The organism is Cupriavidus sp. GW821-FHT02F09, assembly GCF_059421605.1.
This window is the reverse complement of record NZ_JBWKVH010000007.1, coordinates 101,299-114,741: the sequence shown is the minus strand read 5'-3', so window position 1 is coordinate 114,741 and position 13,443 is coordinate 101,299. Positions and strand designations below refer to the sequence as shown.

Here is a 13,443-nt window from a genome sequence, read left to right as displayed (position 1 = left end):
TCCATGATGAAGGGCCAACTGGCCGGGCTGATGAAGCAAGCCCAGCAGATGCAGGAAAACATGAAGAAGATGCAGGAGCAGCTTGCCCTGATCGAGGTCGAGGGCCAGTCCGGCGCCGGCCTGGTCAAGGTGGTGATGACCTGCAAGAACGACGTCAAGCGCGTCTCCATCGACCCCAGCCTGCTTGCCGAAGGCGAAGACAAGGAACTGCTGGAAGACCTGGTCGCCGCTGCGTTCAACGACGCCGTGCGCAAGGCCGAGGCCACCTCGCAGGAAAAGATGGGCTCGATGACCTCCGGCCTGCCGTTGCCCCCGGGCTTCAAGCTGCCGTTCTGAGCCTGACACGGAGCCCGCATGATTCTCGAATCCGCAGTGCTGCCGGTGCGCCCCGGCCAGGAAGCCGCCTTTGAAGCGGCCTTCGGGCAGGCGCGTCATATCATCGCGGGCATGCCGGGCTTTCTTGGGCTTGAGTTGCATCGCGGCATCGAGCAGCCGTCGGAGTACCTGCTGACAGTGCGCTGGCGCACGCTGGAAGACCACACCGAGGGTTTCCGCGGCTCGCCCGAGTACCAGCAGTGGAAAGCCTTGCTGCATCATTTCTATGAGCCGTTTCCCACCGTGCTGCATCACTTGCCGGTGGTGAGCATGGCGGCGTCCGGGGGGGCGGCATGAAGGGCGCCCCCCCGACGTCGCTGCAGGCGCTGATCGAGGCGTTGCGGGTCTTGCCGGGCGTGGGGCCGAAGTCGGCCCAGCGCATGGCTTACCACCTGCTGCAGCACGACCGCGAAGGTGCCCGCAAGCTGGGCGACGCCTTGCGCGGCGCGGCCGACGGCATCAAGCATTGCTCGCGCTGCAATACCTTCACCGAGCAGGAAATCTGCGCGACCTGCCTGGACCAGCGGCGCGACGCCTCGCTGCTGTGCGTGGTGGAGACGCCGTCCGACCAGATCATGATCGAGCAGACGCTGACCTATCGCGGCCAGTATTTTGTGCTGATGGGCCGGCTCTCTCCGCTCGACGGCATCGGCCCGCGCGAAATCCACCTGGACCGGTTGCTGGCGCGCGCCACCGACCCCGCCATGGGCGGCCCGGTGACGGAGGTGATCGTCGCCACCAATTTCACGAGCGAAGGCGAGGCCACGGCGCACTATGTTGGGGAGATGCTGAAGGCGCGCGGCCTCAAGGTGTCGCGCCTGGCGCGCGGCGTGCCGGTGGGCGGCGAACTCGAATACGTCGATGCCGGCACCATTGCCCGCGCGGTGATGGACCGGCGCGCGGTGTAGCCGTGCCCGGTCGTATTGCCATGCCTGGGACCGTGCGCGGGGCCACAACCGCATGAATCTCGCCCGTTTCGACCTTGTCACGCTTGGCCTGTTCGTGGCCGTGGCCCGCCAGGGCAGCATTTCCGCCGGCGCGCGCCAGTCTCACTTGGCGGTGGCGGCGGCCAGCAAGCGCATTTCCGACCTGGAGGCCGCCGTTGGCGCGCCGCTGTTCTTTCGCCACGCGGCCGGGGTGCAGCTGACCGAGGCCGGGCAGGCCTGCTTCCACCATGCGCTGACCATCCTGCAGGACGTGGAGCGCATGGCCGGCGTGATGTCGGACTACGCCAGCGGCGTGCGTGGCCAGGTGCGCGTGTGCGCCAATACCTCGGCCATCACGCAGTTCCTGCCCGACGACCTGGCGACCTTCATGGCGCTGCATCCCACCATCCGCATCGAGCTCGAAGAGCAGAACAGCAGCGAGATCGTGGCCGCGCTGGTGGAAAACCGCGCGGACGTGGGCATCTTTGCCGACCGCACGCCCAGCGCGGGCCTGGTCACGGTGGAGTACCGGCAGGACGAACTGGTGCTGGTCACGCCGCCGGGCCATCCGCTGTCGGAGCGCGGGCCCGTGCGCTATGCGGACACGCTGGAATACGACTTCGTCAGTTTGCCGCAGGTCACCTCGCTGGCGGCTCGCCTGCTGGAGGAAAGCAGCCGGCTGGACCGGCCTTTCCGCCTGCGCATCCAGGTGCGCAGCTTCGACGCCATGTGCCGCATGGTGATGGCGGGGCTGGGCGTGGGCGTGCTGCCGCGCATCGCGGCCGAGCCGCACGTGCAGTCGATGGGGTTGTCGCTGGTGGGGCTGCAGGATGCGTGGGCACGCCGCACGCTGCTGATCGGCATGCGTGACCCTGCGGCGCTGACGGTGTCGGCGCGGCTGCTCATTACCCATCTCTGCGGCGACCGCGCGCCGTTCTGACGCCCTTGGGCTTCAACGTGGCTCGTTCGGGGCTTTCGCGTTCCGAGAAGGCCCGCTTCTCCGAATGCCGATTCCGCCAGCCGCCCGGCTGGGGCACACTGCGTCGAAACAAGGCGTGCTGCCAGCCGCACCGGCCGCACTAGCCGCGGCGCTTCCCATCGGCACACGCCCGCTGTAACCCACACCGCACGGAGACACCCCCACCATGGCGCGACAGATCCTTGAAGGCATTCGGGTCCTCGAACTCGGGCAACTGATTGCCGGCCCCTTCGCCGCCAAGACCCTCGCCGATTTCGGCGCTCACGTGGTCAAGGTGGAGCCGCCCGGACAGGGCGACCCGCTGCGCAAATGGCGCATGCTTTACGAGGACACCTCTGTCTGGTGGGAAGCGCAATCGCGCAACAAGCAATCCATCTGCATTGACCTGCGCATTCCGGAAGGGCAGGCCGTGGTGCGCAAGCTGGCCGCCGAGGCCGACGTGCTGATCGAGAACTTCCGCCCGGGCACCATGGAAAAATGGGGCCTGGGCTATGAAGCGCTGCGCGCGGAAAACCCCGGCCTGATCATGGTGCGCGTGTCCGGCTACGGCCAGACCGGCCCGAAGAAGGACGAGCCGGGCTTTGCCGCGGTGGCCGAGGCCATGGGCGGCCTGCGCTACCTCACGGGCGAGCCGGGCCGTGCGCCGGTGCGCGCCGGTCTGTCGCTAGGCGACACCATTGCCGGGCTGCATGGCGCGCTCGGCGTGCTGCTGGCGCTGTACGAACGCGATGCGCGCGGCGGTGAAGGGCAGGTGATCGACGTGGCGCTGTACGAGTCGCTGTTCAACCTGAGCGAAAGCCTGCTGCCGGAGTATTCGGCGTTTGGTGCCGTGCGCCAGCCGGCTGGCGGCGCCTTGCCCGGCATCGCGCCGTCCAACGCCTATCCCTGCGCCAGTGGCGAGTACGTGCTGGTGGCCGCCAACGGAGACGCCATTTTCAAGCGCCTGATGCACGCGATCGGCCGCGCCGACCTGGGCGACGACCCGGCGCTCGCGCGCAACGACGGGCGCGTGAAACGCGTCGACGAGATCGATGCCGCCATCACGGCGTGGACCCGCACGCAAAGCGTGGAAGACGCGCTGGTGGTGCTCAAGCAGGCCGAAGTGCCATCCGGGCGCATCTACACCGTCAAGGACATCTCGGAAGACCCGCACTACCGTGCGCGCGGCGTGATCGAGAGCGTGACCGCGGCCAGCGGCCTGACCGTCGAAGTGCCGGGCATCATGCCCAAGCTTTCGGCCAGCCCGGGCGCCATCCACGACCGTGCGCCCACGTTGGGCGAACACACCGACAGCGTGCTGGAGGCGGCCGGCTTCGACGCTGCCACCATCGCTGACATGCGCGCACGCGGGGTGGTGGCATGAGCGCGTCATCCATGCTGCGCGGCCCGGCCCGCATCGAGATCAACGAAGTCGCACCGCGCGACGGCCTGCAGATCGAGCCGGCCGTGGTGCCCACCGATGCCAAGGTCGCCTTCCTCGACGCCTTGTCCGCCTGTGGCTTTGCCCGCATCGAAGCCACGTCATTTACCTCGGCCAAGGCCATCCCCGCTTTGGCCGATGCCGAGGCGGTCATGCACCGCATGCAGCGCGGCGCGGACGTGCGCTACACCGCGCTGGTGCCGAACCTGCGCGGCCTGGAGCGCGCGTTGTCGTGCCGGCCCGATGAGCTCAACCTGGTGATGTCGGCCAGCGAGACGCATAACCGCGCCAACCTGCGCATGACGCGCGCCCAGTCGCAAGCGCAGTTGCTGGCAATGATCGAGGCGGCTAACGCGGCGGTTGTGCCGGTCAATGTTTCGCTGTCCACCGTGTTCGGCTGCCCCTTCGAGGGCGAGGTCGATGCCGATGCCGTGATGGCGCTGGCCGAGTCCTTCGCCCATGCCGGCGCGGCAGGTATCACGCTGTGCGACACCACCGGCATGGCGTATCCCACGCAGGTGGCCGCGCTGTGCGAGCGTTTCCAGCGAAGCCTGCCGCAGGCGGGCCTCACCATTCACCTGCATAACACCCGCGGGATGGGCCTGGCCAACGCGCTGGCCGCCTGGCAGACGGGCGTGACCCGCTTCGACGCCGCTGCCGGCGGTCTCGGTGGTTGCCCCTTTGCGCCCGGCGCCAGCGGCAACGTCAGCACCGAAGAGCTGGTGCATATGTTCGATGCCATGGGCGTGGACACCGGCGTGGACCTGGCGCGCCTGCTCGACGTGGTGGCTGGCTTGCCCGCGCTGGTCCAGCGTGACACCGCCAGCCAGTTGCTGCGCGCGGGCACGCGCCTGCGCACGCACCAGCCGCCGGCCTGGCTGGCCGAGCATTTCGCCGGGCAGGGCTGATGCTAGGGCTGACACCAGGGCTGATGCTAGGGCTGACAGCGGGCCCGCCGCAAGAATCCCGAAGGACGGGTGCGCACCGCACGGCGAGGGCCGGCGGGCGCTGAACAGAAAACCAAGATCAACAAGCACCAAGCAGGAGACACTTCATGCCTCGCAATCCGGCATCTGCCATCGCACGTCCCCAATCTTCCCTGTGCGCATCCGGCGCGCGCCGCAAGACGCTCGCCGCCGCCGTGGCGCTGGCTGCCGCCGGCCTGGCCGGCACGGCCGCATGGGCGCAGGACGGCGCCTACCCGACGCGCCCGGTCACGCTGGTGGTGTCCGCCGCTGCCGGCGGCACGACCGACCTGGCCGCGCGCATGATCTCCGAGCCCCTGTCCAAGGCCCTGGGCCAGCCGGTGGTCGTGGACAACCGCCCCGGTGGCTCGGGCGGCATTGCCGCGCAGACGGTGGCGCGCGCCAAGCCGGATGGCTACACCCTGATGGTGCAGTACTCGGGCTACCAGGTCATCTCGCCGCTGCTGATGAAGAACGCGTGGGACCCTGTGAAGGATTTCTCCCCGGTCGCCAACATCCTCTCGGCCCCGCAAGTACTGGTGGTGCGCCCGAGTTTGCCGGTGAAGACGCTCAAGGAGCTGGTGGCCTATGCCAAGGCCAACCCCAACAAGCTCAACTACGCCTCGTCGGGCAACGGCTCCCTGCAGCATGTTTCCACCGAGCTGCTGAACCAGATGGCCGGCATCCAGATCACCCATGTCCCGTACAAAGGCACCGGCCCGGCCATGACCGACCTGCTGGGCGGCTCGGTGGATCTCACCATCACCACGCCGCCGCCCCTGATGGGGCATATCGCGGGCGGCAAGCTGCGAGCGCTGGTGGTCACCAGCAAGCAGCGCCTGCCCAGCCTGAAGGATGTGCCCTCCGCGCCGGAAGCCGGCTACCCCGATCTCGATGTGTCGTCCTGGTTCGCCATGTACGCGCCGGCCGGCACACCCAAGCCGATTATCGACAAGCTCGCCGGCGAGATCGAGCGCATCATGCAGACCGAGGCCTTCCGTAAGAAGGCGGAAGAGCTCGGCGCCGAGGCGAAGTTCATGGGCCCGCAGCAACTCGCGACCTATCAGCGCAACGAGCTGGTCCGCTGGGCCAAGGTCATCAAGGCGGCCGATATCCACGCGGAATGATGCCTGTGCCCTGGGGCCGGTAGTAAGCCGGCCGAAAGGCGCACCCTGTATCTTCGATGCCCACACGCTGGTGCGGATGCCGGCGTGGCATAGGTGTTGATCCCGATGCGGCCCTTTGCGGCATCGGCTAGCATCGCAACTTGCCGCTACGCGGCACGACGCAAGCCGTAGCACAAGCGGCATGCATCAGCGCGAGAGCTGCAGTTGACGGGTAATCAGGTAGGAGAGAGAAATGTATAACAAGAAATTCTGGAAGCAGGCGCTGCTCGCGCTGGCGCTGTTCCTTGCGGGCTGGTTCACCTTTGGCGGCTACGCCCAGGCACAGGGCAAGCCCGAGAAGACCAAGGTCACCATCGCCGTGGGCGGCAAGAACCTGTTCTACTACCTGCCGCTGACCATTGCCGAGCGCCTCGGCTACTTCAAGGATGAAGGGCTCGACGTCGAGATCGTCGACTTCGCCGGCGGTGCCAAGGCGCTGCAGGCCGTGGTGGGCGGCAGCGCCGATGTGGTTTCCGGCGCCTACGAGCACACTATCAACCTGCAGGCCAAGGGCCAGCAGTACCAGGAATTCGTGCTGCAGGGCCGCGCCCCGCAGATCGTGCTGGTGGTCTCCAACAAGACCATGCCCAACTTCAAGTCGGTGGCCGACCTCAAGGGCAAGAAGATCGGCGTGACCGCGCCGGGATCCTCCACCAACATGATGGCCAACTTCGTGCTGGCAAAGGCGGGCCTGAAGGCATCGGACGTCTCCTTCATCGGTGTCGGCGCCAGCGCTGGCGCGGTGGCGGCCATGCGCTCCGGCCAGATCGACGCGATGGCCAACCTCGATCCGGTGGTGTCGATGCTGACCCAGAAGAATGAAGTGCACATCGCCTCTGACACCCGCACGCTCAAGGACACCCAGGCTGTCTTCGGCGGCAATATGCCGTCGGGTTGCCTGTACGCGTCCACCGCCTTTATCCAGCAGAACCCGAACACCACGCAGGCCATGACCAACGCCATGGTGCGCGCGCTCAAGTGGCTGCAGAAGGCTGGCCCGTCGGACATCGTCAAGACCGTGCCGGAAAGCTACCTGCTGGGCGACCGCGCGCTGTACCTGTCCGCCTGGGAAAAGGTCAAGGAAGCCATCTCGCCGGACGGCACCATGCCGGCCGACGGTCCCAAGACCGCGCTCAACACGCTGCAACAGTTCGACCCGGACCTGAAGGGCAAGACCATCAAGCTGGAAAACACCTTCACCAACACCTTCGTGCAGAAGGCGAACGCCAAGTACAAGTAAGGCATCGCCTGCGCCCTGGGTGCCGGCGGCCCGCTGCGTGCAGCGGGCCTTTGCATTGGCGCTTGCCGATGTCATCCATGGCGTCCGGTGCGCCGTCCTGAACCTGCTTTCCACGTCATTACTATCGCGCGGAGCCGCGGTGCCTGCATCGATCGCACCCGTTGCGTCATTCAGCACCGTATCCGCCAAGAGCCTGCCATGAGCACTCCCGCACTTTCCCTCGACAACGTCACCTGCACCTTCGTCTCCCGCGACGATCGCAGCCAGCGCTATACCGCCGTCAAGGAGACCACCCTGGACATCCAGCCCGGCGAGTTCGTCTCCGTGGTGGGGCCGACCGGCTGCGGCAAGTCCACCTTGCTGAATGTGGGGGCCGGCTTGCTGCAGCCCTCGATCGGCGAGGTACGGGTGTTCGGCGAGCCGCTGCGCGGCATCAACACCCGCGCTGGCTACATGTTCCAGGCCGAAGCCCTGATGCCGTGGCGCAGCGCGCTCGACAACGTCATTGCCGGGCTTGAGTTCCGCGGCATGGCGCGTGCCGAAGCGCAGCAGGAGGGCGAGGCCTGGCTGCGCCGCGTCGGCCTGGGCGGGTTTGGCGACCGCTATCCGCACCAGCTCTCCGGCGGCATGCGCAAGCGCGTGAGCCTGGCCCAGACGCTGATACTGGATCCGGACATCATCCTGATGGACGAGCCGTTCTCCGCGCTCGACATCCAGACCCGCCAGCTGATGGAAAACGAGGTGCTGGATTTGTGGGCGGCCAAGCGCAAGGCAGTGCTGTTCATCACCCACGATCTTGACGAGGCCATCGCCATGAGCGATCGCGTGGTGGTGCTGTCGGCAGGTCCCGGCACGCACCCGATCGGCGAGTTCGCCATCGACCTGCCGCGCCCGCGCGACGTGGCCGAGATCCGCAACCATCCTCGCTTCATCGAGCTGCACGCGGCCATCTGGGACGTGCTGCGCGAGGAAGTCCTCAAGGGCTATGCGCAGCAGCGCAAGGTGGCCTGAGATGGCCCGGCGCGCTTCGTTCCCATTCAATCCGGTCTGATTTCAATTCGAGTTTCGATTCCCATGGCTTTCCGTCCCGACTCCAAGGGCATGCTGCGATTCTGGCAGTTGCTCGTCCTCGTTGTGATCCTCGGCGCCTGGCATGCCGCCACGCGCTCGCAGCAGGTTGCCTTCTTCTTCGGTGAGCCGCTGATGGTGGCCCAGCGCATCTGGAACTGGTTCGTCGTCGAGCGCGACATCTACGTCCACCTCGGCGTGACCCTGATCGAAACGCTGCTGGCCTTCGGCATCGGCACGGCCGCGGGCCTCGGCGTTGGCCTGTGGCTGGCGCTCAGCCCGCTCACCTCGGCCATCCTCGATCCCTATATCAAGGCGATGAACTCGATGCCGCGCGTGATCCTGGCGCCGATCTTCGCCGTCTGGTTTGGCCTGGGCATCTGGTCAAAGGTGGCGCTGGCGGTGACGCTGGTGTTCTTCATCGTGTTCTTCAACGTCTACCAGGGCGTCAAGGAAGTCAGCCCCGTGGTGCTGTCCAATGTGCGCATGCTGGGCGCGAACCGCAAGCAGCTGCTGCGCCATGTCTACCTGCCGAGCGCGACCAGCTGGGTATTTTCCTCGTTGCATACGTCAGTTGGCCTGGCCTTCGTGGGCGCGGTGGTGGGCGAGTACCTGGGCTCGGCGCGCGGCGTTGGCTACCTGATCCTGCAGGCCGAGGGCACCTTCGACATCAACACCGTGTTTGCGGGCATCGTGGTGCTGACCGCGGCGGCGCTGATGCTGGATACGCTGGTCGGCAGCGTGGAGAAGCGGCTGATGAAGTGGCAGCCCAAGAGCGGAGAGACCGAGCGGCTGTAAGCCAGCCGTGGGGCTGGCGCCCGGGCGATAGCGAGAGTGAGCCGGGACGTGGTGGAAGTTGGCTTTAATTTATTGTTTTACAATAAAAATTGTTTGTAAAACAATCATTTCCGCATAGAATCACGACTTGCTCACCGTCACCGGAGTCGCTATGCATCCTCCTGTTTCCTCACGCATCGTCCGTGTCAGCTGGTGCTAAGCCAGCGTGATGCCCAATGCTGACCGCGGCGCGAACGCCATGCGCCGCCGCCAGTGGCCGATCGTGGTGGCGCTGGTGCTGGTGGCGCATGGGCTCGTGCTGGGTCCGGTGCCCTGGCCGGCACGGCAGGCCTCGCTCTCGTTGCCTTGGCCGGGCGAGCGGGACCCGCGGGCCATGCAGTGGGTGGCAGTGTTGCCGTTCACCGGGTTGCCAACGCCGGCCGCTACCGTCAAGCCCGTTGCATCCTCTCCCAAGCCGCAGACCTTGCCTGCGCCTCGGCCTGAGCGCGCGTGCGCAGGGCAGCCCGGCCGGGAGCCAGTCGCAACGATGGCTTTGCCGCCCGGGGCGGGCGTACCTTTCAACAGTTCGAGCGCGGCCAGCGTGCCCATGCTGCCGCTGGCACCAATGCGCTCCGCAGATCCGGCATCTGCCACTGGCGTTGCGCGGGACAATATCGCCCGCAGTCGTCAGCGGGGCGAGGCCGTCTTCGAGCGCGCCGCCTCTGACGCGGTGGCCTCGCCTGCGCAGCGGCTTGCCGCGGGCATGGCAGGGGCCGCGCAGGGCGAAGCCCTTGTCGAGTCGCAGGTGGGCACGAGTCGTACCGCGCGCGTGCGCGGCGCTGCAGGGACTTACTGCTTGCGCATGAAGGATCCAAGCCTGAAGGTCGATCCGTTTCGGCAGGAGCTGGCGCTGCCGTCCAATTGCCCGCCTTAGAGGCCATTTCCAAAAGGATGCTGGCGTCGTTGCACGGCTTTGGCCGATCCACTTGACTGTCTGCGGCCGCCCGCCTAGCCAGAACCGCTTCGCTTCATTTTGAAACCGCCGCTTAGTGGTCCCGCCAGCTTTGGCGCGACGCGAGCCCGGCCCCGGCGCCTGCCACCGCGGTCACCGCGAAGCGCACGCTGACGGTCAGGCCGCCGCCCGGGGTTTCCTCAAGCGCCACCGTGGCGCCATGGGCGCGCGCGATCTGGCGCACGATCGGCAGGCCCAGGCCGCTGCCATCCTGCCCCGGGGTGGATTCGCCGCGATAGAAGCGCTGGAATACCTTGTCGCGCTCGTCGGCAGCAACGCCCGGGCCGTTATCCACCACTTGCAACAACGGCTGGTTCTCCGGACCCGCCACGCGGACCGTCACCTGCGCGCCGGGGCCGGCATAGCGGATCGCGTTGTCCACGAGGTTGCCGGCCAACTCCTGCAGCAGTTCCGCTTGCCCCAAGACTTGCACCGGCGCATCGGCTTCGAAGCCCAGGTCGACCTGGCCGGCCCGCGACACCGGTGCCCATTCGAGGGCGACGTCCCTGGCCAGCGTATCGAGGCGCAAGGGCAGCAACGCCGGCGCGTAGCCACTGTCCGGTTCCAGGCGCGATAGCGAAAGCAGTTGCTGCACGCCCTTGGCGGCGTGGCGCACGGTATCGTGCAGCGGCCGCAGATGGCGAAGGATGCGTTCGCCATCGCGCTCGCGCAGCGCCAGTTCTGACTGCGCCTGCATGATGGCCAGCGGGGTCTTCAACTGGTGGGCGGCATCGGCAAAGAAGCGCTTGCGCGCCAGCAACATGCGGTGCAGGCGCGCGACGTACTGGTTGATCGCCTCGACCAGGGGCTTCATTTCTGCGGGCAGGTCTTTTTGCTCCAGCGGCGCCAGGTCGTCGGCGCCACGTTCGGCCACCGTGGCGCTGAGCCGGTGCAGCGGCCGCAGGCCGCGCCGCACGCCGAACCACACGATGCCCAGCGCCAGCGTGACCAGTACCATTTCCTGTTGCAGCGAGCCGGCCAGGATCTCGTGCGCCAGCGACTGGCGCGGCTCGATGGTCTCGCCGACCAGCACCCAGACCAGCCGCGCTTGCCCCGACGGCATGTCGCGCACCGGCAGCGGCTGCGCCGCCATGCGCACCGGCTCGCCGCGGAAAACGGCGTCGTAGAAGACGGTCTTGTAGAGCGGCTGCTTTGGCGTGGCCGGCATCGGCAGGTCGTCGTAGCCGGTCAGCGTGGCGCCGTGCTCGTCGCGAATCACGTAGTAGATCCGGCTGCCGGCCTCGGACTCGAAGATCTCCAGCGCCAGGTAAGGCACGTCGATGGCGAAGCGGCCCTCATGCAGGCGGATGCCTTCGCGCATCGATTTGAGCGAGGCTTCCAGCGTGCGGTCGAACGCCACGTGGGCGGCGTCCATCGCACGGTGATAGGTCATCCATGCGTCCATTGCCAGCAGGGCCAGCAACGGCAGCAGCAGCCAGAGTGACAGTTGCAGGCGCAGGCTCGGGACTCTCATCGGGCAGCCGGCGTGGCCATGTTCGCTTGTGCGCAGGCATCGAGCAGGTAGCCCAGCCCGCGCAGGGTCACGATGGCCACGCCGCTGCCTTCGAGCTTCTTGCGCAGGCGGTGCACGTAGATTTCGATGGCGTCCGGGTTGACCGATTCGTCGATGCCGAAAATCTTCTCCGACATGGCTTCCTTGTTGACGGCGCGTCCGTCGCGCAGCATCAGCACCTCGAGCACGGCGCGCTCTCGCCGGGTCAGCGCCAGGGGCTCGCCGCCCAGCACGAAGGCTCGGCTGATGCCGTCATAGCACAGCGGGCCGCATTGCAGTTGCGTGCTCTCGTGACCAAAGCTGCGGCGTATCAGCGCGCGCGCGCGCGCCTCCAGCTCCGACAGGTCGAACGGCTTGGACAGGTAGTCGTCCGCACCAAGATTGAGCCCCTTCACACGGTCCTCGACTGAGCCGTGCGCGGTCAGGATCAGCACGGGCATGGCATTGCGCCGTTGCCGCAGGCGCCGCAGCACCTCCAGGCCATCGAGCTTGGGCAAGCCCAGGTCGAGGATGACCAGCGCGTAGTCCTGAGTCGAGAGCAGGTGATCTGCCGCGCGGCCATCGTGCATGCAGTCCACGGCGAAGCCCGCCTGGCTGAGCGCCTCGACCAGGGCATTCGCCAGCATCACATTGTCTTCAACGAGCAGGATTCGCATTCTCTTGGCGGGCAGGGCGCCCGGGTGAAATCGGTAAAAGCGGGGGAGGGCCGCGAAGGCGGGCCGCGCTGAGAAATACAGGTATCCGGCCCGACTTTGAAGCTAGGGAAACTCCCAACCCCGAACGCCGGCGCGGCGATGAAATCCGTCGAATTTCGAAAGCGAACTGAAAGTGCGCCTGCCATACCATGCGTGCCATCCCGGGGGCCTGCCCGGACATCACCACAACAATCGCAAGTCACAAATCACAAGAGGAGACAGCATGAAGCTGAAATCGATCGCGCTGGCAGCAGTCGGCATGAGCCTGGCCGGTGGCGCAGCGGCGCAATCCAGCGTGACCCTGTACGGCATCATGGATGCCGGCATCGAATACGCCAGCCATGCCGGCCCGAATGGTTCGGTGGTCAAGATGACTTCGGGTGGCAAGAACACGTCGCGCTGGGGCATGCGCGGCAGCGAGGACCTTGGCGGTGGGCTCAAGGCACTGTTCCAGCTGGAGAGCGGCATCGCCATCGATACAGGCCGGCTGGATTCCGATGGCACGCTGTTCGATCGGCGCGCCATTGTTGGCTTGTCCAGCAAGTACGGCCAAGTGGTGCTGGGCCGCACATTCACCACCACCTATGATTTCATGCTGCCGTTCGACCCGATGGGCTACGCGCCGAATTATTCGTGGGCGACCTCGGCGACCGCTACCGGCGAGCGCAAGGATGGCTTGTTCTCGCGCGCGTCCAACGCGATCCGCTACGACGGCACTTTTGGTGGCGTGAAGCTGGGCGCCACGGTGGCACTGGGCGAAGTGGCCGGCAGCTTCAAGAGCTCGTCCAAGTACGATCTCGGCGTGGGCTACAGTGCGGGCGGCTTTGCCGCGGCCGCCACCTGGGACCGCCAGAACGGCGCAGGCACCAGCACCACGCCGGCCGATGTCACGGACTACATTCAGGGCATCCACGCTGGCGCCAGCTATGACTTCGGCGACCTGAAGCTTTACGCGGGCTACCGCAACTACAAGCGGACCTTCACCACGGCAGCCGCGTCTCATCGCAGCGATATGTATTGGGGCGGCGCGTCGTATGACTTCACGCCGGCGTTCACGTTGTATGGCGCGGTCTACAAGCAGAATATCAAGGGCGGCAGCGATGCCGATCCGATCCTGTTCTCGGTGCGCGCCCAGTACGCGCTGTCCAAGCGCACCACGGCTTACCTGTCGGGCGGCTATGCCAAGGCGCGCAACGGGCAGAATGTGAGCTTGTCCAAGGACTTCATCGGCTATGCAAACAACCAGGTGGGGGTGACCGCCGGCTTGCAGCATCGCTTCTGATGCGCGCAGTGATGGCTGCGTGAAA

14 protein-coding genes are annotated in these 13,443 nt (G+C 66.7%); 12 read left to right on the top strand and 2 right to left on the bottom strand.

Annotated features, from left to right (window positions below; genetic code table 11):
- Positions 1–3 precede the first annotated feature (3 nt).
- From AC07XB_RS10850 to AC07XB_RS10800, 11 genes are all read left to right on the top strand, one after another.
- Entirely contained in the window at positions 4–336 is a 333-nt protein-coding gene (locus AC07XB_RS10850) for a YbaB/EbfC family nucleoid-associated protein (RefSeq protein WP_006157727.1), read from the top strand.
- 18 nt (positions 337–354) lie between these two features.
- Positions 355–672: an antibiotic biosynthesis monooxygenase family protein gene (locus AC07XB_RS10845; RefSeq protein WP_174423318.1), complete on the top strand. Its 318-nt coding sequence runs from the start codon at positions 355–357 to the stop codon at positions 670–672.
- Complete coding sequence (recR, locus tag AC07XB_RS10840) at positions 669–1,283, top strand: recombination mediator RecR (protein ID WP_492372447.1); 615 nt, start codon at positions 669–671, stop codon at positions 1,281–1,283. Before AC07XB_RS10845 ends, recR begins: the two co-directional genes overlap by 4 nt.
- 52 nt (positions 1,284–1,335) lie before the next feature.
- Positions 1,336–2,241: a LysR family transcriptional regulator gene (locus tag AC07XB_RS10835; protein ID WP_492372446.1), complete on the top strand. Its 906-nt coding sequence runs from the start codon at positions 1,336–1,338 to the stop codon at positions 2,239–2,241.
- A 205-nt stretch (positions 2,242–2,446) separates the two neighbouring features.
- Complete coding sequence (locus AC07XB_RS10830; RefSeq protein WP_492809164.1) at positions 2,447–3,643, top strand: CaiB/BaiF CoA transferase family protein; 1,197 nt, start codon at positions 2,447–2,449, stop codon at positions 3,641–3,643.
- Entirely contained in the window at positions 3,640–4,608 is a 969-nt protein-coding gene (locus AC07XB_RS10825; protein WP_492372444.1) for a hydroxymethylglutaryl-CoA lyase, read from the top strand. Before AC07XB_RS10830 ends, AC07XB_RS10825 begins: the two co-directional genes overlap by 4 nt.
- Positions 4,609–4,754: 146 nt before the next feature.
- Complete coding sequence (locus AC07XB_RS10820; protein WP_492832968.1) at positions 4,755–5,792, top strand: Bug family tripartite tricarboxylate transporter substrate binding protein; 1,038 nt, start codon at positions 4,755–4,757, stop codon at positions 5,790–5,792.
- A 232-nt stretch (positions 5,793–6,024) separates the two neighbouring features.
- The gene (locus AC07XB_RS10815) at positions 6,025–7,071 is read left to right on the top strand and encodes an ABC transporter substrate-binding protein (protein ID WP_150993111.1); all 1,047 of its coding nucleotides are present in this window, start codon (positions 6,025–6,027) and stop codon (positions 7,069–7,071) included.
- Positions 7,072–7,269: 198 nt separating this feature from the next.
- The gene (locus tag AC07XB_RS10810) at positions 7,270–8,082 is read left to right on the top strand and encodes an ABC transporter ATP-binding protein (RefSeq protein ID WP_492372443.1); all 813 of its coding nucleotides are present in this window, start codon (positions 7,270–7,272) and stop codon (positions 8,080–8,082) included.
- 63 nt (positions 8,083–8,145) lie between these two features.
- Positions 8,146–8,937 (top strand): ABC transporter permease, encoded by a 792-nt coding sequence (locus tag AC07XB_RS10805; protein WP_492372442.1) that lies wholly within the window; start codon positions 8,146–8,148, stop codon positions 8,935–8,937.
- A gap of 208 nt (positions 8,938–9,145) precedes the next feature.
- The gene (locus AC07XB_RS10800) at positions 9,146–9,850 is read left to right on the top strand and encodes a hypothetical protein (protein WP_492372441.1); all 705 of its coding nucleotides are present in this window, start codon (positions 9,146–9,148) and stop codon (positions 9,848–9,850) included.
- A 112-nt stretch (positions 9,851–9,962) separates the two neighbouring features.
- Here the strand turns inward: AC07XB_RS10800 and AC07XB_RS10795 are convergent, their stop codons facing one another.
- Positions 9,963–11,402 carry a sensor histidine kinase gene (locus AC07XB_RS10795; RefSeq protein ID WP_492372440.1) on the bottom strand — a complete coding sequence of 480 codons (1,440 nt, stop codon included), beginning with the start codon at positions 11,400–11,402 and terminating at the stop codon, positions 9,963–9,965.
- Entirely contained in the window at positions 11,399–12,097 is a 699-nt protein-coding gene (locus AC07XB_RS10790) for a response regulator (RefSeq protein WP_492809167.1), read from the bottom strand. The genes AC07XB_RS10795 and AC07XB_RS10790 overlap by 4 nt, the downstream gene beginning before the upstream one ends.
- Positions 12,098–12,359: 262 nt before the next feature.
- Here AC07XB_RS10790 and AC07XB_RS10785 point away from each other — a divergent pair, with 262 nt between their 5' ends.
- Entirely contained in the window at positions 12,360–13,418 is a 1,059-nt protein-coding gene (locus AC07XB_RS10785) for a porin (RefSeq protein WP_492832965.1), read from the top strand.
- The last annotated feature ends 25 nt before the right edge of the window (positions 13,419–13,443 follow it).

Coding starts and splice junctions, on each gene's coding strand:
- recR (WP_492372447.1), top strand. CDS start 669: ATGAAGGGCGCCCCCCCGACGTCGCTGCAGGCGCTGATCGAGGCGTTG.
- AC07XB_RS10800 (WP_492372441.1), top strand. CDS start 9,146: ATGCCCAATGCTGACCGCGGCGCGAACGCCATGCGCCGCCGCCAGTGG.
- AC07XB_RS10805 (WP_492372442.1), top strand. CDS start 8,146: ATGGCTTTCCGTCCCGACTCCAAGGGCATGCTGCGATTCTGGCAGTTG.
- AC07XB_RS10790 (WP_492809167.1), bottom strand. CDS start 12,097: ATGCGAATCCTGCTCGTTGAAGACAATGTGATGCTGGCGAATGCCCTG.
- AC07XB_RS10850 (WP_006157727.1), top strand. CDS start 4: ATGATGAAGGGCCAACTGGCCGGGCTGATGAAGCAAGCCCAGCAGATG.
- AC07XB_RS10820 (WP_492832968.1), top strand. CDS start 4,755: ATGCCTCGCAATCCGGCATCTGCCATCGCACGTCCCCAATCTTCCCTG.
- AC07XB_RS10815 (WP_150993111.1), top strand. CDS start 6,025: ATGTATAACAAGAAATTCTGGAAGCAGGCGCTGCTCGCGCTGGCGCTG.
- AC07XB_RS10825 (WP_492372444.1), top strand. CDS start 3,640: ATGAGCGCGTCATCCATGCTGCGCGGCCCGGCCCGCATCGAGATCAAC.
- AC07XB_RS10835 (WP_492372446.1), top strand. CDS start 1,336: ATGAATCTCGCCCGTTTCGACCTTGTCACGCTTGGCCTGTTCGTGGCC.
- AC07XB_RS10845 (WP_174423318.1), top strand. CDS start 355: ATGATTCTCGAATCCGCAGTGCTGCCGGTGCGCCCCGGCCAGGAAGCC.
- AC07XB_RS10810 (WP_492372443.1), top strand. CDS start 7,270: ATGAGCACTCCCGCACTTTCCCTCGACAACGTCACCTGCACCTTCGTC.
- AC07XB_RS10785 (WP_492832965.1), top strand. CDS start 12,360: ATGAAGCTGAAATCGATCGCGCTGGCAGCAGTCGGCATGAGCCTGGCC.
- AC07XB_RS10830 (WP_492809164.1), top strand. CDS start 2,447: ATGGCGCGACAGATCCTTGAAGGCATTCGGGTCCTCGAACTCGGGCAA.
- AC07XB_RS10795 (WP_492372440.1), bottom strand. CDS start 11,402: ATGAGAGTCCCGAGCCTGCGCCTGCAACTGTCACTCTGGCTGCTGCTG.